The sequence below is a fragment of the Variovorax sp. R-27 genome (assembly GCF_049913215.1).
Taxonomy (GTDB): Bacteria; Pseudomonadota; Gammaproteobacteria; order Burkholderiales; family Burkholderiaceae_C; genus Variovorax.
In genome coordinates this window covers 3,493,612-3,512,306 of record NZ_CP183984.1, presented here as the reverse complement: position 1 = coordinate 3,512,306, position 18,695 = coordinate 3,493,612, and the positions used below count along the sequence as shown (strand labels likewise).

The 18,695-nt window shown below is 67.2% G+C and carries 16 protein-coding genes; 4 read left to right on the top strand and 12 right to left on the bottom strand.

Annotated features, from left to right (window positions below):
• Positions 1-8: 8 nt before the first annotated feature.
• Positions 9-1,439 carry an AdeC/AdeK/OprM family multidrug efflux complex outer membrane factor gene (gene adeC, locus ACN9MV_RS16350; RefSeq protein WP_426388601.1) on the top strand — a complete coding sequence of 477 codons (1,431 nt, stop codon included), beginning with the start codon at positions 9-11 and terminating at the stop codon, positions 1,437-1,439.
• 88 nt (positions 1,440-1,527) lie between these two features.
• The gene (locus ACN9MV_RS16345) at positions 1,528-2,607 is read left to right on the top strand and encodes a hypothetical protein (protein WP_426388600.1); all 1,080 of its coding nucleotides are present in this window, start codon (positions 1,528-1,530) and stop codon (positions 2,605-2,607) included.
• A gap of 9 nt (positions 2,608-2,616) precedes the next feature.
• Here the strand turns inward: ACN9MV_RS16345 and ACN9MV_RS16340 are convergent, their stop codons facing one another.
• From ACN9MV_RS16340 to ssuD, 10 genes are all read right to left on the bottom strand, one after another.
• On the bottom strand, positions 2,617-3,378 hold the full coding sequence (locus ACN9MV_RS16340) for an ABC transporter ATP-binding protein (RefSeq protein WP_426393136.1): 762 nt from the start codon (positions 3,376-3,378) through the stop codon (positions 2,617-2,619).
• 1 nt (position 3,379) lies between these two features.
• Complete coding sequence (locus ACN9MV_RS16335; protein WP_426393135.1) at positions 3,380-4,639, bottom strand: SfnB family sulfur acquisition oxidoreductase; 1,260 nt, start codon at positions 4,637-4,639, stop codon at positions 3,380-3,382.
• Positions 4,640-4,690: 51 nt separating this feature from the next.
• Positions 4,691-6,013, bottom strand: a complete 1,323-nt coding sequence (locus tag ACN9MV_RS16330) for an ABC transporter substrate-binding protein (RefSeq protein WP_093174150.1) — start codon at positions 6,011-6,013, stop codon at positions 4,691-4,693.
• 51 nt (positions 6,014-6,064) lie between these two features.
• Positions 6,065-7,069 carry a branched-chain amino acid ABC transporter permease gene (locus ACN9MV_RS16325; protein ID WP_426393134.1) on the bottom strand — a complete coding sequence of 335 codons (1,005 nt, stop codon included), beginning with the start codon at positions 7,067-7,069 and terminating at the stop codon, positions 6,065-6,067.
• Positions 7,070-7,072: 3 nt separating this feature from the next.
• The gene (locus tag ACN9MV_RS16320; RefSeq protein WP_093058403.1) at positions 7,073-7,969 is read right to left on the bottom strand and encodes a branched-chain amino acid ABC transporter permease; all 897 of its coding nucleotides are present in this window, start codon (positions 7,967-7,969) and stop codon (positions 7,073-7,075) included.
• Positions 7,969-8,808, bottom strand: coding sequence for an ABC transporter ATP-binding protein (locus tag ACN9MV_RS16315; RefSeq protein ID WP_426393175.1), 840 nt, complete (start codon positions 8,806-8,808; stop codon positions 7,969-7,971). The genes ACN9MV_RS16320 and ACN9MV_RS16315 overlap by 1 nt, the downstream gene beginning before the upstream one ends.
• A gap of 59 nt (positions 8,809-8,867) precedes the next feature.
• Positions 8,868-10,004 carry a dimethylsulfone monooxygenase SfnG gene (gene sfnG / locus ACN9MV_RS16310; protein WP_258354919.1) on the bottom strand — a complete coding sequence of 379 codons (1,137 nt, stop codon included), beginning with the start codon at positions 10,002-10,004 and terminating at the stop codon, positions 8,868-8,870.
• 37 nt (positions 10,005-10,041) lie between these two features.
• Entirely contained in the window at positions 10,042-10,644 is a 603-nt protein-coding gene (gene msuE / locus ACN9MV_RS16305; protein ID WP_093058401.1) for an FMN reductase, read from the bottom strand.
• Between the two features lie 341 nt (positions 10,645-10,985).
• On the bottom strand, positions 10,986-12,176 hold the full coding sequence (locus tag ACN9MV_RS16300) for an acyl-CoA dehydrogenase family protein (protein WP_426393133.1): 1,191 nt from the start codon (positions 12,174-12,176) through the stop codon (positions 10,986-10,988).
• Positions 12,173-13,357: an FMNH2-dependent alkanesulfonate monooxygenase gene (gene ssuD, locus ACN9MV_RS16295; protein ID WP_426393132.1), complete on the bottom strand. Its 1,185-nt coding sequence runs from the start codon at positions 13,355-13,357 to the stop codon at positions 12,173-12,175. Before ssuD ends, ACN9MV_RS16300 begins: the two co-directional genes overlap by 4 nt.
• A gap of 316 nt (positions 13,358-13,673) precedes the next feature.
• Here ssuD and ACN9MV_RS16290 point away from each other — a divergent pair, with 316 nt between their 5' ends.
• Positions 13,674-14,801, top strand: a complete 1,128-nt coding sequence (locus tag ACN9MV_RS16290) for an acyl-CoA dehydrogenase family protein (RefSeq protein WP_256329605.1) — start codon at positions 13,674-13,676, stop codon at positions 14,799-14,801.
• Positions 14,798-15,931, top strand: a complete 1,134-nt coding sequence (locus ACN9MV_RS16285; RefSeq protein ID WP_426393131.1) for a sigma-54 interaction domain-containing protein — start codon at positions 14,798-14,800, stop codon at positions 15,929-15,931. The genes ACN9MV_RS16290 and ACN9MV_RS16285 overlap by 4 nt, the downstream gene beginning before the upstream one ends.
• A 147-nt stretch (positions 15,932-16,078) precedes the next feature.
• On the opposite strand, the gene ACN9MV_RS16280 is transcribed toward ACN9MV_RS16285, so the two are convergent.
• The gene (locus ACN9MV_RS16280) at positions 16,079-17,548 is read right to left on the bottom strand and encodes an N-acyl-D-amino-acid deacylase family protein (protein ID WP_426393130.1); all 1,470 of its coding nucleotides are present in this window, start codon (positions 17,546-17,548) and stop codon (positions 16,079-16,081) included.
• Between the two features lie 23 nt (positions 17,549-17,571).
• Positions 17,572-18,687: a DSD1 family PLP-dependent enzyme gene (locus tag ACN9MV_RS16275; protein ID WP_426393129.1), complete on the bottom strand. Its 1,116-nt coding sequence runs from the start codon at positions 18,685-18,687 to the stop codon at positions 17,572-17,574.
• Positions 18,688-18,695: the final 8 nt, after the last annotated feature.

Genomic DNA, 18,695 nt, shown 5'->3' with positions numbered 1-18,695 from the left:
TGTCTGCCATGAAACCATTCCGCCTTGCTCCGCTCGCGCTCGCCGCCCTGATGGCCGGCTGCAGCCTGATTCCCACCTACCAGCAACCCGCGGCGCCCGTGGCCGGCAAGTTCGCCGGCGACACGGGCAACGCCCCGGCCTCCACGCCGGTGGCCGACATCGGCTGGCGCAACGTCTTCACCGATCCGTCGCTGCAGCGCGTGATCGAGATGAGCCTCGCCAACAATCGCGACCTGCGCGTCGCGGTGCTGAATATCGAGAAGGCCCGCGCCCAGTACCGGGTGCAGGACGCGGCGCTCTTCCCCACCGTCAACGCCAGTGCCGGCGGCAGCGGCAGCCGCACGCCGGCCGACCTGTCGTCGACCGGCGAAGCCCTCACGGCGCGGCAGTACAGCGCGTCGGTCGGGTTCAGCTCCTACGAAATCGACCTGTTCGGTCGCGTGCGAAGCCTGAGCGCGCAGGCGCTGGAGCAGTTCTTCTCCACGGCCGAGGCGCGCCGCAGCACGCAGATCACGCTGGTGGCCGAGGTGGCGACGAGCTACCTCACGCTCGCGGCCGACCAGGATCAGCTGAAGCTCGCGCGCGACACCCTGCGCAGCCAGAGCGACTCCTACAGCCTCAACCTGCGCAGCTTCGAACTGGGCGCGGCGTCGGCGCTCACGCTGAGCCAGGCGCAGACCAGCGTCGACACCGCGCGCGTCGACGTCGAGCGCTACACCTCCCAGGTAGCGCAAGACCGCAATGCGCTGGTGCTGCTCGTGGGCGCAGACGTGCCGGACGAACTGCTGCCGCAGTCGCTGCCCGATGGCACGGCAGCTGCAGCGAGCCCGCTGGCCACCATTCCGCCCGGGCTGCCCTCGGAGCTGCTGCAACGGCGACCCGACATCCTGCAGGCCGAGCGCGACCTGAAAGCCGCCAACGCCTACATCGGCGCGGCGCGTGCGGCTTTCTATCCGAGCATCAGCCTCACCGCGTCGGCCGGCACGTCGAGCAGCCAGCTCTCGGGCCTGTTCAAGGGCGGCTCGGGCAGCTGGAGCTTCGCACCGCAGATCTCGCTGCCGATCTTCGACGGTGGCGCCAACCGCGCCAACCTCAAGATAGCGACAGTGAGCCGCGACATCTCGGTGGCGCAGTACGAAAAGGCGATCCAGACGGCGTTCCGCGAGGTTTCGGATGCGCTGGCGCAACGCAACACGCTGGGCCGCCAGCTCGATGCACAACAGTCTCTGGTGAACGCGACGGCGGAGAGCTACCGCCTTTCGGACGCGCGCTTCCGGCGCGGTGTCGACAGCTACCTGAGCGTGCTGGATTCGCAGCGCTCGCTCTACACGGCGCAGCAGAACCTCATCACCACGCGCCTGTCACGCCTGACGAACCTCGTGACCTTCTACAAGACGCTGGGCGGTGGATGGACGGAGAACACCGGCACGCCGATCTGAGCGCCGTTGGCAATCAGGCTCCTCGCTAAGATGCGCACGGTAACGCCCGGCATTGCCGCCGCGGCGCAATCGCCACGAGGGAGCACCTTTGACCATCGACCTGCAGACGCTGAAGTGCGGTGAGTGCGGCAGCAGCGTGCTTCAACGCGCCGGCCTCAACCAGTACACCTGCGCGCATTGCGGGTCGATGTCGGTCGTCGAGGACGACGTCTCCGACCGGCTGGAGCGGGTGCTCGAGCAGGTCAAGAACGAAGCCGGCCGACGGTTGGCGATCGAGCAGTCGGCACGCAGCAAGAGCATGGCCCGGATGATCGCCCTGGGCGCGGCGGCGGTGGTGGTGCTGGTTACGGGCTTCTTCGGTGTCATGGCCTATGTCATCGACCGCAACCAGCCGCCAGGAACGTACAGGCCCGGTGGGGCCTCGACGGCGCAGCGCACCATTCCGAGCGAAGGCCTCAAGCTCGAGGCGCGCCAGGTGCTGGTGGGCAACGGCAGCTCGGCCAAACCCCAACTGCTGGTGATTGCGCGCAACGAAACCGGCACAGCCCTCGAGCGGCCGAACGTCAAGGCGATCTTCTTCGACCGCGACAGCCGCATCGGCGAGAACAGCGAATCGGTCCCCATCGGCACGCTGATGCCCGGCGAAATGGTGCCGGTGCTGGTGAAGCTGCCGGGCGACGGAACCCTCACGCGGCAGGAGCTGCAGGTGGATGCGCTATCGGCACCTTACTGGAAGATCGAGGGTCCGCCGCTGCAGTTCACGCGCGTGCGACTGGTGCAGCAAGATGGCGAGACATGGCTGTTCGGCCGCCTCGTCAATGCGCGCAAGGACGAAATGGCGCTGGTCGGCATCGAGGTGCTGGTCACGCTGTACGACGGTGCCGGAACGGTCATCGGCTTCGGGCGGGGCTTCTCGCAGGCCAGCGAGATCAGGCCGGGCGAGCGCAGCGCGGCGGAAGTGCGCATCGAGCGCCTTGGCGACCGCAAGGTGCCGATCGCGGCATGGGACTACCGCATCGACTACAACCTCACGGCAGGGGCGCAGCAGGTCCGCAACCGGGTATTGAGCAGCAACCGCGTGATCCGCACGACCGGCGCGCCGGAGGCCCTTCCCCCGTCGCCGCAAATGAGCAGCCAGGCGCTGCTGGCCGACGTTGCCGGGCGCTAGGTTCGGTCTTCAGGCCACGGCTTCGGCAACGCCTTCGCCGAAATAGAAAGACTGGATGTCGGCACGCTGGCGCAGGGCCTGCGCATCGCCGCCAAGTACCGCGACTCCCGCATCGAGCACCGTTGCGCGATCGGCGTACTGAAGCGCAACGGTGGAGTTCTGCTCGGCAACGAGGATCGACAGGCCCTGCTCGCGGTTGAGCCGCCGCAGTTGCTCGAAGATGTCGCGCACCACCAACGGCGCCAGCCCCATCGACGGCTCGTCGAGCACCAGCAGCCGGGGCCGCGACATCAGCGCGCGGCCGATAGCCGTCATCTGCTGTTCGCCGCCGGAACTCAGGCCGGCGAGCGTGCGTCGCCTTTCCTTCAGCTTGGGAAAGATCGCGTAGACCCGCGCGAGGTCTTCGGCGACTTCCGAGCGCCGTGTGCTGCGGCCGAGCCCGCCGGTCAGCAGGTTTTCTTCCACTGTCAGCGTGCGAAAGCAGTGGCGGCCCTCCAGCACCTGAACCAGGCCAAGCCTGACGAGATCTGCCGGGCTGGTGCGGCCCGTGTCGTGCCCGTCGAAGACGATGCGCCCGGCCGTCACCTGCCCGCGCTCGGCCGGCAACAGGTTCGACACCGCCTTGAGCGTGGTCGATTTGCCTGCACCGTTGGCGCCGAGCAACGCGTGGATTTCGCCGGCGCGCACGTCCAGGCTCACACCGTGCAGCGCGACGATGGAGCGTTGGTACGCGGCCTCGATGGCTTCGATGCGCAACAAGGGGGCCGTCACCTCAGCTCCAGGCATGGAACGGCGGCTTCACACCATTGAGGAAGTAGTTGCCCACGATGGCGTACTTCCACCGCACCGGGTCATGCAGCGTGTGCGTGCGTGCATTGCGCCAATGGCGGTCGAGGTTGTACTGCCCCAGCGTCGATCGCGTGCCCGCCAGTTCGAACAGCTTGTTGGTCGCAAGAATCGCGATCTCGGTAGACAGCACCTTGGCCTCCGCCGTCGCGATCTGCGCCGCAGCCACGCCGTCGGCATCTGGCGCGGCCACCGCGCGGTCGATCGCACGGCCCGCACGCTCCAGCAGGGCCTCGCTCGCATGCAGCCGGATCTGCAGGTCGCCCACCGCCTGGATCGAGTACGGGTCTTCCCATGCATGGTCGCGCTGGCTGTCTATCCACGGGCGCGTCTTGGTGCGGATGAAATCGACCGTCTCCGCGATGGTGCCGCGCGCAATGCCCACGTCGACCGCCGCCTGGATGATCTGGAAGATGGCGCCGTCGGCCGAGGGCGTGTCGTAGCCCTTGTAGGCCGGGATCAGGTGCGTCTTCGGCACCTTCACGTGGTCGATGACCACCGTGCCGCTGAGCGTGGTGCGCTGGCCGAAGGCCGACCAGTCGTCGATCACCGTGAGGCCCGGCGCATTGCGCTCGGCCACCACGTACCAGGTGTTGCCCTGTTCGTCGTTGGCCACGATGGGCACGTAGTGCGCGAGCAGCGCGCCGGTCGAATAGAACTTCTTGCCGGTCACCACCACGTGGTCGCCCGCATCGGTGAAGCGCGTCTCGAAATCGGCCGCGCGCTTGGAGCCCGATTCCGAGAACGCATTGCCCCAGCGCACGCCGCGCAGGAAGTCGGCGAAGAACAGCTTCTGCTGCGCCGCGTCGGACACCGTGCGCACCGCGGCGACGAAACCCAGGTGGTTCTGCGTGATCTGCCCGAGCGAGGGATCGGCCGCCGAGATGATCGCGATCACCTCGGCCAGCGTGGCATACGACACCTCCGCACCACCGAAGGCCTTGGGCACGTTGATGGCCCAGAGGCCGCTTTGCGAGTAGGCGTCGATCTCTTCGACAGGCCAGCGGCGCAGGCGGTCGCGCTCGGAGGCGCCGACGATCAGCTTCGCGGCCAGGGCATGCGCCACGGCGATTGCCTCGGCGTCGCCGCGGATCACATGCGCGGGCGTGTCGGGAAGTGGCAGGCCGGGCACTGCGTCGTTGGCTGCGGGCGGTGCGGATGCGGAGGGTTGGAGAACAGCGGACATCTGATGGCCTTTCGACTTGCGAGTGATTTCGAATGAGGACGTGCGTGGGGCTCAGTCGTCGATGCTCTTGCGCACCTTGACGTTCTTTTCCTTGGCATAGGCCAGCGAAGATTTTTCGATGATCGGCCGCAGCAGCTTCCAGTCAGGCGCGATCCAGTCGGACACCACGTTCCACTTGCTGCCGTCCCACTGCTGGAAGGCCACGCGGCCATCGCCTTCGTGGTTGTCCCAGGTCACGTTGATCGAATGGAACAGGCCCTTGGCGCCGAGCGCCGCGGCGCGTGCCTCGTCGATCTTCAGGTTTTCCAGGCCCCAGCGGATCTCGTCGCCGGTGAGCGTGCGCTTGCCGAACTTCGCCTGCGCGATGCGGATGGCCTCCACGTTCAGGATGCCGTTGAGCACGCCGAGGTTGTGATAGACGCTGCCGATGCGCTTGGGGTCCTGCAGGTTGCCCTTGCCCGCGCCGTAGACGGTCTTGGTGATCTCCTGCAGCACCGGGTACTGCGCGCCCGCGGCCACGGTGGTAATGGCCACGTAGCCCTTGGCCGCATCGCCGGCAGGGATCACGTCTTCCTCGGAGTTGGACCAGACGTTGCCCACGATGTGGTCGACCGGAAAGCCCGTCTTCTGCGCTGTCTTGAGCGCCACCGGATTCATCACGCCCCAGCCGCGCAGCACCACGTAGTCGGGCTTCACGCGGCGGATGGTGAGCCACTGCGATTGCTGTTCGTTGCCCGGGTGCGGTACCTCGATCTGCTGCAGCGTGAAGCCGTACTTCTTCGCGAGCAGTTCATAGATCGGGATGGTCTCCTTGCCGTAGGGCGAGCCGTGGTACAGCACCACGATCTTCTTGCCCTTGAGCTTGTCGGTGCCGCCCTCCTTGCCCGCGATGTAGTTCACGATGCCGGAGGTTTCGCTGTACGGGTTGAGCAACAGCGGAAAGATGTACTTGAACACGCGGCCGTCGGTGGTGTCGGTGCGGCCGTGGTTGATGGTGAGCAGCGGCACCTTGTCGGCCGTCACGCGGTCGATCAGCGCATAGGCGATGCCGACCGACAGCGGGTTCCAGGTCGCGATGCCGGGGCGCTGCTTGAGGCGCTCGTACACCTCCACGCCGCGCTCCACTTCGTACTGCGTCTCGCCCTCCTCCCAGGTCAGCTTGACGCCGCCCACGCCGCCGTCGCGCGTGTTCACCAGGTTGAGGTAGTCGATGAAGCCGCCGAAGAAGCCCGTGCCGCCAGCCGCATAAGGACCGACGCGATAGCTCTGCAGCGGGAAGAACTGTTCGTTGCCGTCGGCATGCGCGAGCTGCAGGCCGCTCGCGGCCAGGGTGACGGCCACGGCCGCGGTTTTCAGGTGCTTGATGAAGGACATGGTGATGAAGGCATCCTGGGATGCGAAGAAAAAAACCAGAGAAATCTGCACTCAGGCCGGTGAGAGCCGCTTGCGCGCGCGATCCCAGAGGGCGACCAACCCTCGTGGCTCCACGGCAAGAAAGAAAATGATCAGCGCGCCCAGCACGATGCGCTGGCTCATGTCGAGCACGCCCGAATCGAACCAGCCGCCGAAGAAGAAGCTGCCCACGCGCGAGAGCAGCAGCGGAAACACCACGATGAGCGCCGCGCCGAAGAAGGCTCCGCGGATCGTCGCGAGCCCGCCGATGATCACGATGAACAGGATCTGGAACGAGCGGTCGAGGTTGAAGCCCGCCGGCTCCACGGTGCGCAGGTACACGAAACCCCACAGCACGCCCGCCACGCCGACGATGAACGACGACACCGCGAACGCCAGCAGCTTGGTGCGCAGCACCGGCACGCCGATGACGCGCGCCGCCAGTTCGTTGTCGCGCACGGCGATGAAGTGGTGGCCCGTCTGCGTGCGCACGAGGCGCCATGCCAGCAGCGTCAACACCGTGACGACGGTCAGCGAGAAGATGTAGCGCCCCACCGGCGTGTCGAACACGATGCCCGCCACTTCGAGCGCCGGCGCGTCGATCACGCCAGAGGCGTTGTCGTTGCTGAACCAGCCGAACTTGGTCAGCGCCCATTGCACGAAGAACTGCGCAGCCAGCGTCGACACCGCAAGGTAGAAGCCGCGCAGCCGCAGGCTCGGCAGCCCGAACACCAGGCCGACGGCCGTGGCGGCAAGGCCAGCGAGGCCGATGCTCACGAGCAGCGGCAGTTCTTCCACGCGCAGGTTGAAGTTGTAGGCCGCGAAGGCGCCGACCGCCATGAAGGCCGCGGTACCCAGCGACAGCTGGCCTGCGTAGCCGGTCAGCAGGTTCAGCCCGACAGCCGCGAGCGACAGCGCAAGGAACGGGATCAGCAGCGCGTCGAACACATAGCCGGATGCGACAAACGGCACGACGCCGAAGGCAATGACCAGCACGGCCAGCGGCCAGGTCAATGGATGCACAGAAGCGGTACGCATGGCTCAGGCGCGCTCCACCAGTTTCTGTCCGAACAGCCCGCTTGGCCGGATCAGCAGGAAGGCCAGCGCTGCGACGTAAGCGAACCAGCTCTCGATGCCACCGCCTACGAAAGGCCCGATGTACACCTCGGCCAGCTTCTCCAGTGCGCCGATCACCAACCCGCCGACGATCGCGCCAGGAATGGAGTCGAACCCACCCAGCACCAGCACAGGCAGTGCCTTCAGCACCACGAGCGAGAGCGAGAACTGCACACCTAGCCGCGCGCCCCACAACAGCCCGGCCACCAGCGCGATGACGCCGGCCGCCGCCCACACCGTGGCCCAGATGCGCGGCAGGCGCAGGCCCACCGCGATCGCCGCATAGGTGTCGTCCGCCACCGCGCGGAACGCCAGGCCCACGCGGGTGTAGCGGAAGAAGGCCGAAAGCGCCGCCACCATCACGCCGGCCGTCGCGGCGGCGAACAGGTCGAAGGTCGAGACCATGATGCCGAAGAACTGCAGCGGCTCGTCTGCGATGCCAAGCTCCAGCGCATGCACCTGCGTGCCCCACACCAGTTGGGCCACGCCCTCGATCACGTACGACAGGCCCAGCGTTGCCATGAACAGCGTGATCGGCGGCTGGTTCACCAGCGGGCGAAGCACGGTGCGCTCGATGGTCAGGCCCAGCAGCACCATGAGGGCGAAGGTCAGCACGAGCGCAAGTGCAAAGGGCACGCCGCGCTCGACCAGGCTCACGAAGGTGAGCGCAGCAAACAGCAGCTGCGCGCCCTGCGCGAAGTTGAGCACGCCTGAAGTCTTGTAGATCAGCACGAAGCCGATGGCGACCAGTGAATACATCACGCCCGAAAGCAGGCCGCCGATGAGCACCTCGGCGAAGAAGCTGAAGTCAGCGCCGTCCATCAGGCCTGCCCCTCCGCGTCGTCATGCGCCACGCCCAGGTAGGCATCGATCACGGCCGGGTCGCTGCGCACCTCGGCCGGCGTGCCGTCCGCGATCTTGCGGCCGTAGTCGAGCACGGCCACGCGGTCCGACAGGCCCAGCACCACGCCGATGTCGTGCTCGATCAGCAGGATGGTGGTGCCGAATTCGTCGCGCGCGGCGCGCACGAAATGCGCCATCTCGCTTTTCTCGGTGACGGTCATGCCGGCCATCGGCTCGTCGAGCAGCAACAGTCGAGGCGATGCGACCAGCGCACGCGCCAGCTCCACGCGCTTCTGCAGGCCATAGGCCAGCGTGCCGGCCAGCCGCTCGCTCACGGTGCCCAGCCCGAGAAAGCCGATGATCGCTTCGGCCCGTGCGCGCGCATCCTCGCGCTCACGACGTGCGCGGCCCAGCCCGACCAGTTGTTCGATGAAAGTGGAGCGCGCCGCATCGACGCGGCCAAGCACGATGTTGTCGCGCACGCTCAGGCCTTTGAACAGCGCGAGATTCTGGAAAGTGCGCGCAACGCCCAGCCGTGCCAGCCGCGCCGTCGGCACATGGCCGAAGCTGCGTCCGCCGATCCACACGCGCCCGCGATCGGGCCGGTACAGCCCGCTGATGACGTTGACCAGCGAACTCTTGCCGGCGCCGTTGGGGCCGATGACGGCGCGGATCTCCCCCTTCGCGATGGACAGGTCCACGCCCGACAGCGCGGTGACGCCGCCGAAGGACAGGTCGATGCCCTCCAGCCGCAGCACGGCCGAGGTCGTGGCGTCGTCCCCTGCCGCAGCCGCACGCCCCGCCGGCACGAAGGCCACCGGATCGACGCCCAGCGAGACGGGCCCCGCCTCGAAGAAAAGATCGGGCGTCACCAGGCTCACGCCACGGCTTCCAGTGCCGCCTTGCTCGGCTTTTCTCCGCGAGCGGCCTGCTCCGCTTCGAGCTTGCGCACCAGCGGCAGTACCTTCTGACCGAAGTACTCCACCTCCTCGATGAAGTGCAGGAAGCCCGTCAGGACGAGGTCGACGCCGATGGCTTTGAGCGCCACGATGCGTTCGGCAATCTGCTGCGGCGTGCCGATGAGGTTGGTGCGGAAACCGTCGTTGTATTGCACGAGGTCTTCGAAGGTGGACTTGGCCCAGTTGCCCTCGCCTTCGGGCGAAGACTTGCCAGCCTGCTTGGCCGCATCGCCGAAGGCGTGCACCGCCTCGACGTGTGCGTGCTTGATGATGTCGGCCAGCACGGCCTTGGCTTCCTCTTCGGTGTCGCGGGCGATGACGAACGCGTTCACGCCGATGCGCACCGTGTGGCCGTTCTGCGCGGCCTTGGCCTGGATGTCGTCGATCTGCGCCTTCAGGCCCTCGGGCGTGTTGCCGTTGGTGAAGTACCAGTCCGACACGCTGGCCGCGTTGTCGCGTGCGGCGCGCGAGCTGCCACCCTGGAAGATTTCGGGGTGGGGCTTTTGCACCGGCTTCGGGCTCAGCGTGTAGTCGCTGAAGCGATAGAAGTCGCCCTTGAAGGTGAAGTTGTCCTGCGTCCAGATGCCCTTGAGCGCGCGGATGAATTCGTTGGAGCGGCGATAGCGCTCGTCATGCTCCAGCCACGGCTCGCCAATGGCCTGGAACTCACCCTTGAACCAGCCGCTCACCACGTTGATGGCGATGCGGCCATTGGAGATGTGGTCGATGGTGGCGATCTGCTTGGCCACCACGGCCGGGTTCCACGGCCCTGGCAGGATCGCAGCCAACACCTTGAGCTTGGTGGTCGCATGCAGCAACGCCTGGCTGAAGGACACCGACTCGTGCTGGTACTCGGCACCGTAGCCAGCGGTGAAGCGGATCTGGCTCAGCGCGTATTCGAAGCCGGCCTTCTCGGCCGCGAGTGCGAGGCGCTGGTTGTATTCGAGGCTCCAGTCGGTGCGCTGCTCGATGGTGCTGACCACGAGGCCGCCGCTGACGTTGGGCACCCAGTAGGCGAACTTGACGGGGGCGGCGGTGGAAGACGGTTGGCTCATGGCAGGTTTCTCTCTGTGAACGGTCGGTGGGAGGGCTTCAGGCGGCCAGCGCAACGGGCGCGGGCTTGCGGATGGCGGGCGTGGCGGACGTGGTGGCCGGCGAGGCATCACGCAGTTGCGGCACGGCGCGCGCCACGGCCAGCGCGATGCGTTCGCGCAGCGCGGGGTTGGCGATCTCGTAGCCCTCGAAGTCCTTCTCGACCGCGTAGACGCCGATGGGCAGCGTGCGGGCCTGGAAGAAGCTGAAGAGCGGGCGCAACTGGTGGTCGATGACCAGTGCGTGGCGGTCGCTGCCGCCAGTGGCCGCGAGCAGCACGGGCTTGTCGGTCAGTGCCTCGTGGTGAACGAAGTCGAACAGGTGCTTGAAGAGGCCGGTGTAAGAGCCGCGATAGACCGGGCTCGCCACCAGCAGCAGGTCGGCGGACTCGATGGCGGCAATGCTCTCTTCGACGGCGGCAGGCAACTGGTTGCGGTAGAGCACGCCGGCAAACTGCGGGCCGATCTCGCCGAGCGAGAGCACGTGCGCATCGATGGCGATCTCGTTGCCGAGCGCGGCCAGCAGTTGATCGACCAGCACCAGGGTGCGTGAGGGACGTTGCAGGCTGCCGGAGACGGCAACGACTTTCAGTTTTCGACTCATGTTGATATGACCTCTGTTTGGAAGCTGCGATCGATTCGCGGTGCACTCGATATAAGCGAATGGCGTGCCACTTCCTTTTTCCTTATGAATCAACGAGTTAGGGCGAAATGGCTATCTGCGCTCATGCTGGATCGGCAGCAGGCTGCGGGTAGGTTGCTGATGGGTCAGCAGTTCCGCAGCGATAGTTGTTTGGGGTAGATCGGTATGCGGCCGTCGCATGAACGCCAGGCAGCAATCCGATGAAGAAGCTGCTTCCCCTGCAGCAGGGTGATGTGCGCGTTGGAAAGCACAACGGGCCTGCGACGCGAAGCCGCAGGCCCGTTGCAAGGCAATGCCGAAGTTCAGGAATAGAAGCTGGGTTGCGGCACGCGCACATTGAGCGCCCAGTCGCCGAGTTCGCGCAGCTTGTAGTCGACCGGATCGTGCAGCGTGTGCACGCGCAGGTTGCGCCAGTAGCGGTCCAGGCGCAGCGCGGCGGTGGTGGCGCGCGCGCCCGTCACCTCGAACATGCGGTGCGCCACCTCGAGGCTCGCGCGTGTGCTCGCGACCTTGGCTGCGGCAACAGCAACAGCCACCTGCCCGCGCTCGTGCTCATCGAGCGAAGTGCCGCGCAGCCACGCCTGATCGAAGGCCGCGGCCGCATGGTCCAGCAGCATGCGGGCGCCTTGCAGCGCGAGCCAGAAATCGCCGTAGTGCGTGAGCACGTAAGGATCTTCGTTTGCCGCCGAAGCCGTCGAGAACAGCCAGGGCCGGCCTTGCTGCAGCGTGAACGACCTCGCCTCTTCGAGCGCGCCCTCCCCCAGGCCGAGGTAGATGTTCGCGAGGATCAGTTGCGCAAGCAGCGGACGCAGGCAGGCGAACGGCGTCGAGAGCGGGCCGGGGTCGAGCAGCAGTTCATTCGTCTCGACGCGCACGCCATCGAACACCACGCTGCCGCTGTCGGTCTGGCGCTGGCCCATGTTGTCCCAATCGCCCTGCACCGCAATGCCGGCGCGCCCCGTGGGCACGACGCCAATCAGCAGGCGATCGTTCGCGTCGAGGGCCGAGGCGAGCAGCATGTCGGAGTCGCTGGCACCGGAGCAGAAGCTCTTGCGGCCCGAGAACACATAGCCCCCGTCGACGGCTTGCGCGCGCGTGGACTTGTCGAGCGGGTTCAACGCATTGCCCCAGAACCAGCGCTGCGCGCGGGTCTGTTCGATCCACGGCTGCCACTGCCCGCGTTGCGCGAAGAGCTGCGTGGTCGCGAGCAGCAGATGATGAAAGGCGAACAGGTGCGCCACCGAGCTGTCGACACGCGCAAAGCCGCGCACCACGTCGAGCGTCTGCTGCCAACTCGCGCCCAGGCCGCCGAGTTCGGTCGGCACGCTGAGCATCAGTAGGCCGCTGCCCCGCAGCAGGTCGCGCTCGACCTTCGGGGTGCCGCCACGCTGGTCGCGCTCGACGGCGGTCTGCGCCAATGTCTGCGCGACGCGCTGCGCGGTCGCATGCCACGGCACGACTTCGTCGCCGGCCTCCGCGGAGAAATGCTTCATGCGGCGGCCTTCTCGGGCACGGGCACAGACAGGGGCGCCTGCAGAGCCTGCGAAGGCGGCGGCACGATGTCGTTGGCAATGACCTCACCGAAAGGGCCGGTGATGTTGGCTTGCCCCGCCGGGCGCGCATGGTCGAGCGGCAGCAGCGGAAACAGCAGCTCGGCCACGCGATAGGCCTCCTCAAGATGCGGATAGCCCGAGAAGATGAAAGTCTCCACGCCGAGTGCCGCGTATTCCTTGATGCGCGCCGCCACCTCTTCGGGGCTGCCCACCAGCGCCGTGCCCGCGCCGCCGCGCACCAGGCCCACGCCGGCCCACAGGTTGGGCGACACCTCCAGCCTGTCGCGCCGCCCGCCGTGCAATGCGGCCATGCGCTGCTGGCCCACCGAGTCGAAGCGCGAGAAGGCCTTCTGCGCGGCCGCGATGGTGTCGTCGGTCACGTAGGAAATGAGTTCGTCTGCAGCGCGCCAGGCCGCCTCGCTGGTCTCGCGCACGATCACATGCAGCCGGATGCCGAAGCGCAGCGTGCGGCCATGCTCTGCCGCCGCGGCGCGGGCCTTCGCGATCTTGTCGGCCACATCGGCCGGCGGCTCGCCCCAGGTGAGGTACACGTCGACCTGCTCGCCCGCGAGTGCGATTGCTGCGTCCGACGAGCCGCCGAACCACAGGGGCGGATAGGGCTTCTGCACCGGCGGATAGAGCGTCTTGGCGTTCTCCACGCGCAGGTGCTTGCCCGAGAAGTTGACGGTCTCGCCGGCCGCAACGCCGCGCCAGATGCGCAGGAATTCATCGGTGACCTCGTAGCGCTCGGCATGCGTCAGGAAGCTGCCGTCGCCATGTTGTTCATCGGGGTCGCCGCCGGTCACCACGTTGATGAGCAGGCGGCCATCGGAAAAGCGGTCGAGCGTCGCGGCCTGGCGCGCGGAGACCGTCGGCGAAATGATGCCGGGACGGATCGCCACCAGGAATTTGAGCCGCTCGGTCTGCGCCGCGAGCGACGAGGCGACCACCCACGAGTCTTCGCAGGAACGCCCCGTGGGAATCAGCACGCCTTCGTAGCCCAGTTCGTCGGCGGCCTGTGCCACTTGCCGCAGGTATCGATGGCTCACGGTGCGTGCGCCGCGGGAAGTGCCGAGGTAGCGGCTGTCGCCGTGCGTGGGAAGAAACCAGAAAAGTTGCATGAGGCGGTTCAGCAGTTAGCGTGCCAGTCGAGCTGCCTGTGGGAACGCGCCGAAACGCGCGATTTGTGCTGCTCCAGCAGCAGCGGAACACCACATCTGCTGCGCGCGGCACATTGCCCGCCCGCACTGCTGCCATGGAAGCAAAACAAGGATCGATATACGCATCGCATCGTTGGCCGGGCGCTTGCGCGCCGCCAACATGCTGCTGGCGCAGCAACCGTGCTGCCTGCACATACCGAGGCCTTGTGTGAGTTCAGTGAGTTCCGTTCTTTCCATTCCTGCTTCCGAATCCCCTCGCGACATCGCCCGCGAGCTGATGCAGCGCTTCGCGGCCACCGCGGTGGAGCGCGACGAGCGCGGTGGCACGCCGAAGGCCGAGCGCGATGCCCTGCGTGAAAGCGGCCTGCTCGCCTTGAGCATCCCGTCCGAATTCGGCGGCGGCGGTGCTGACTGGCGCGAGACGCTCGACGTCGTGCGCCTGCTCGCGCAGGCCGATAGTTCGCTCGCGCATGTGTTCGGCTTTCATCATCTGATGCTCGCCACGGTGCGCCTCTTCGCGCGGCCCGTGCAATGGCAGCCATGGTTCGAGCAGACCGCGCGCCGCCGGTGGTTCTGGGGCAACGCCCTCAACCCGCTGGACGACCGCACGGTGTCCAGCGCGCACGAGGGCTGGCGCGAGTTCACCGGGCAGAAGAGCTTCTGCTCGGGCGCGCTCGATTCCGAAATGCTGATCGCCTCGGCGCGCGAGGAAGGCAGTGGCGCCTTCATCGTCGCGGCGGTACCCACCGGCCGCTCGGGCATCTTCGTCGCGCCCGACTGGAACAACATCGGCCAGCGCCAGACCGACAGCGGCAGCGTGACCTTCGAGAAGGTGCGCGTCGAGCAGCACGAGGTGCTGGCCGATCCGGGCCCGCTCTCGACGCCCTTCGCCTGCCTGCGGCCGCTGGTGTCGCAACTCGTGCTGGCCAACATCTACCTCGGCATTGCGGAGGCGGCCTTCAACGATGCAAGGCACTACACGCTGCACGAGTCGCGCCCGTGGCATACGGCCCATGTATCGCAGATGCACGAGGACCCCTATGTGCTCGGCCACTACGGCGACTTCTGGGTCGGCCTGGAGAGCGTGCGCGTGCTGGCCGACCGCGCGGCCGACCGGCTCGACGCGGCATGGCGGCTCGGCCCCGCGTTGACCGAGGCCGAGCGCGGCGACGTCGCGGTGGCCGTGGCCACCGCGAAGGTCGCGGCGACAAACACGGGGCTGGACATCTGTACGCGCATGTTCGATGTGGCCGGCGCGCGTGCCACGCATGGCGGCCTGCGCCTTGACCGCCACTGGCGCAACCTGCGCACCCAGACCTTGCATGACCCCGTGGCCTACAAACTGCGCGAGCTCGGCGAATGGGCCCTCAAGCAGCAATACCCCGTACCGACCTTCTACTCATGACCGCCTTCACCCGCCCTCTCGCTGTGCTGCCGCCGGCCGACGCCTCCCCCGCATCGGACGAGGACTGGGATGCCCCCACCCTGCTGACGCTGCCCAACCCGCGCAAGCTCACCACCTCGATCCGCGCCACGGCCCAGGTGTTCCAGGATCCGCGCTCGGCTGCGCTGCTCGAACGCGTGCGCATGGTGGCGCCCAGCGATGCCAACGTGCTCATCATCGGAGAGACCGGCACCGGCAAGGAGCTGATCGCGCGCCACGTACACGACCTGAGCCGCCGCAGCAGCCGGCCTTTCGTGGCCGTGAACTGCGGTGCCTTCTCCGAGAGCCTGGTCGAGAGCGAGCTCTTCGGCCACGAGAAAGGCGCCTTCACCGGCGCGTTCTCGGCCAAGACGGGCTGGTTCGAGGCGGCCAACGGCGGCACGCTGTTCCTCGACGAGATCGGCGACCTGCCACTGTCGATCCAGGTCAAGCTGCTGCGCGTGCTGCAGGAGCGCGAGGTGGTGCGGCTGGGCTCGCGCAAGAGCGTGCCCATCGACGTGCGCGTGGTGGCCGCGACCAATGTGCGGCTGCAGGACGCGGTGGCCGCCGGCAACTTCCGCGAAGACCTGTTCTACCGGCTGCACGTGGTGCACCTTGCGCTGCCGACGCTGCGCGAGCGGCCCGGCGACATTCTTCCGCTGGCGCGGCATTTCATCGAGGAGTACCGCCAGCGGCTGGGCTACGGCGCGGTGCGGCTCGATGCGAGCGCCGAACAGAAGCTCTCCGAGCACGCCTGGCCCGGCAACATCCGCGAGCTGGAGAACGTGATTCACCACGCGCTGCTGATCTGCCAGCACGGCGTGCTGGGCGCGGAGCATCTGCATCTGTCCTCGTTGAACATCCAGAGGCGTCCAGCCGAGAGCGAGGTCTCCGCGCACGCCACGCCGCGGCAAGCGCTGGAGACGGTACTGCGCGAGCTGTTCAACGAGCCTCACGAACAGATGTTCGAACTGATCGAGGACACCGTGATGCGCACCGCCTTCGAGTTCTGCCACCGCAATCAAGTGCAGGCGGCCAGGCTGCTTGGGATCAGCCGCAACATCCTGCGCTCCAGGCTTATCAAGAGTCGGGAGATTTCCGCGTTGAAGTAGTCCCCGGACCGGTTCGGTCTTTCGCAGCATTGCGGTCATCGCGTTGCCGTTGTCGATGCTCAGGACCGTGCATTGAAGGCGGTCGCCAGCGCAGCAGCCTGGAGATGAAGGACCGCGGAGCCGATGCGACCAGTGCGTCCAGATGGTTCAATGACCCGCCGTCTGCGGCACTTCGCGCGCCAGCACCCGCCCCGGCCGCGCTCCCGTCGACCCGCCATCGCGCCACACGATCGCGCCATTGACGATCACCGCCTCGATGCCATGGGCCGGTGCAATGGGCGCTTCGTACGTGGCGGCTTCGCCGACCGTGTCTGCATCGAACAAGGCCAGGTCGGCATATGCGCCTTCCTTCAGCACGCCGCGGTCCTTCAGGCCGAAGTTCTTTGCGGTCAGTCCGGTCATCTTGTAGATCGCGGTTTCCAGCGGGAACAGCCCGAGCAGGCGCCCGTAGTGACCCAGCACGCGCGGAAAGCTGCCCCACAGCCGCGGATGCGGCGCGGCATCGTGCGGCAGGCCGTCGGAGCCGATCATGGTCTGGTCGAACTTCAAGATGCGCTGCACGTCGGCCTCGTCCAGCCTGAAGTAGATACCGCCGGCGGGACTGAGGCGCCGGATTGCCTCTTCTTCGGTAACGCCCATTTCCTTTGCGATGACGTCCAGGTCGCGGCCGGCATGTTCGGGCAGCGATTTCGACCAGCTCACGATCACGCGCGAAGAGCTTGCCGCCCGGTCCGCCGACAGGATGGTGGAGCCTGCCGTGTAGGGGTAGCAGTCCAGGCAGATCGGCTGCTTGGCCATGTTCTTTTCGATGAAGGACAGCGCCTCTTCCGACCGGCCATGGTTCGCCGGCCCCACCACCTTCATGTGCGAGATCACCACCTGCACCCCGACTTCGCGGCCGACGCGAAAGGTTTCTTCGAGCGAGTCGATCACCTGGTCAGCCTCGTTGCGCATGTGGGTGCAATACACGCCGTTGAATTCCTTCAGCGGACGGCAGGTTTCGATCACCTCCTCGGTGGGCGCGGCAATCGACGGTTCGTAGAACAGGCCGGTGGACACGCCGATGGCGCCGGCCTGCAGCGCCTCCTGCACCAGTTCGCGCATGCGGGCGATCTGTTCCTGCGTCGCCGGCAGTCCGAGGTCGTCCAGCGTCGCAACCCGCAAGGTGGTGTGGCCCACCAGCAAGGCGCAGTTGGTCGCGGCTGGCTTGGCGCGCAGTTCCTCGATGTACGAGGCGAAGGTCGGAAAGGAGAACCAGTCGCCCTGCTCGTCGAGCAAGTTCAGCGGTGGCGTGACCGGTTGCGTGATGCCGCCCGGCATCGGTGCCAGCGAAATGCCGCAGTTGCCCGCGATCACCGTGGTGATGCCCTGGCTGACCTTGGGCGCCATGTCGGGGTTGGACAGCATGAGGCGGTCGTCGTGGGTGTGGGCGTCGATGAAGCCGGGCGCCGCGACGCGCCCTGCCCGGTCGATCTCCACCTCGCCGTGCGCTGCGGACAGATCGCCGATGCGGGCGATGCGGTCGCCGCGAATGCCGATGTCGCCCGTGAAGCGGGGCGCGCCGGTGCCGTCGACGATGCTTGCGTTGCGGATCAGAAGGTCGAATTTTTCCTGCATCGATTGCCTTGGATTGAAAGGAGTTAAAGCAGCGCGCCGCGAGCGGCGATCGGCCACAGGGCTTCCACCCGCTCGCCGCGCACGCAGATCAGGTCGTCGTAGAGATTGACGGTCGGGTCGCAATGGCCGGGCACCAGCATCAGCTGGTCACCCAGAGAAAGCGCGGCGGCATCGGGCGTGGCCAGCGCACCGTGCTCGTCGGCGGCTTTCACGTAGCGCAGGTCGGGCCGCTGCCACACGGTGGGCATGCCCGAGTCCACGCTGGAGGCCTTGAGGCCCGCGTCGACGATGGCACGCTCGGGCGTGGCGCGGCTCATGACGGTGGTGCGCACGAACAGGGCGTGCTCGAACGCGATGTCGTGCTCGCCACGCTGGTTGTCGCCGTAGTCGCGATCCATGAAGACGTAGGAGCCGGCCTGGATTTCGTTGAAGACGCCGGAGTCGCGCTCGTGCAGGAAGCTGCCGGTGCCCGCCCCCGTCACGCGCTCGACGGGGATGCCGCAGGCCTCGATGGCTGCGCGGGTCATGCGCGCGGCTTCTGCGGCGGCGGCAATGGCCGCGGCGCGGTCCTGCGGCGCGCGCAGGTGCTGGGCCGGCCCGTGATAGCAGTGCAGGCCCATGAAGCGCAGCGGTGCACTGGCCGCGATCTGCTGCGCAAGCCGCACCGCCTCTTCGCCGGGGGCAACGCCACATCGGTTGGCCCCGACGTTGACCTCGACATACACATCCAGCGTCACGTCCTCAGCCTGCGCTACGGCAACCAGCGCCTGCACCTGTTGCGGGTGATCGACCAGCACGCCCATGCGTGCGCGGCGGGCCAGTGCGGCCAGGCGGCGCAGCTTGGTTTCGCCCATCACCTGGTTGGTGACCAGCACGTCGGCGATGCCGGCTTCGACGAACACGGCCGCCTCGCTGACCTTCTGGCAGCAGATGCCGGCCGCGCCCAGGGCGATCTGGCGCAGGGCAATTTCCGGCGTCTTGTGACACTTGGCATGGGCGCGCAGGCGCACGCCGCTGCCGCGCAGTGCCTCGGCCATGCGCGCGAGGTTGCGCCCGAAGGCATCGAGGTCGAGCACGAGCGCGGGGGTGTCGATGGCGTCGAGGCGATCGCCGGGCCTTGCGGCTTTCCAGGGAGTCATGGTGAGTT

What these genes read in the sequence shown, in the direction of transcription:
- ACN9MV_RS16330 (WP_093174150.1), bottom strand. Translation starts at nt 6,013, where the DNA reads ATGTCCTTCATCAAGCACCTGAAAACCGCGGCCGTGGCCGTCACCCTG.
- ssuD (WP_426393132.1), bottom strand. Translation starts at nt 13,357, where the DNA reads ATGCAACTTTTCTGGTTTCTTCCCACGCACGGCGACAGCCGCTACCTC.
- ACN9MV_RS16275 (WP_426393129.1), bottom strand. Translation starts at nt 18,687, where the DNA reads ATGACTCCCTGGAAAGCCGCAAGGCCCGGCGATCGCCTCGACGCCATC.
- ACN9MV_RS16290 (WP_256329605.1), top strand. Translation starts at nt 13,674, where the DNA reads ATGCAGCGCTTCGCGGCCACCGCGGTGGAGCGCGACGAGCGCGGTGGC.
- adeC (WP_426388601.1), top strand. Translation starts at nt 9, where the DNA reads ATGAAACCATTCCGCCTTGCTCCGCTCGCGCTCGCCGCCCTGATGGCC.
- ACN9MV_RS16285 (WP_426393131.1), top strand. Translation starts at nt 14,798, where the DNA reads ATGACCGCCTTCACCCGCCCTCTCGCTGTGCTGCCGCCGGCCGACGCC.
- msuE (WP_093058401.1), bottom strand. Translation starts at nt 10,644, where the DNA reads ATGAGTCGAAAACTGAAAGTCGTTGCCGTCTCCGGCAGCCTGCAACGT.
- ACN9MV_RS16280 (WP_426393130.1), bottom strand. Translation starts at nt 17,548, where the DNA reads ATGCAGGAAAAATTCGACCTTCTGATCCGCAACGCAAGCATCGTCGAC.
- ACN9MV_RS16335 (WP_426393135.1), bottom strand. Translation starts at nt 4,639, where the DNA reads ATGTCCGCTGTTCTCCAACCCTCCGCATCCGCACCGCCCGCAGCCAAC.
- ACN9MV_RS16320 (WP_093058403.1), bottom strand. Translation starts at nt 7,969, where the DNA reads ATGGACGGCGCTGACTTCAGCTTCTTCGCCGAGGTGCTCATCGGCGGC.
- sfnG (WP_258354919.1), bottom strand. Translation starts at nt 10,004, where the DNA reads ATGAGCCAACCGTCTTCCACCGCCGCCCCCGTCAAGTTCGCCTACTGG.
- ACN9MV_RS16325 (WP_426393134.1), bottom strand. Translation starts at nt 7,069, where the DNA reads ATGCGTACCGCTTCTGTGCATCCATTGACCTGGCCGCTGGCCGTGCTG.
- ACN9MV_RS16300 (WP_426393133.1), bottom strand. Translation starts at nt 12,176, where the DNA reads ATGAAGCATTTCTCCGCGGAGGCCGGCGACGAAGTCGTGCCGTGGCAT.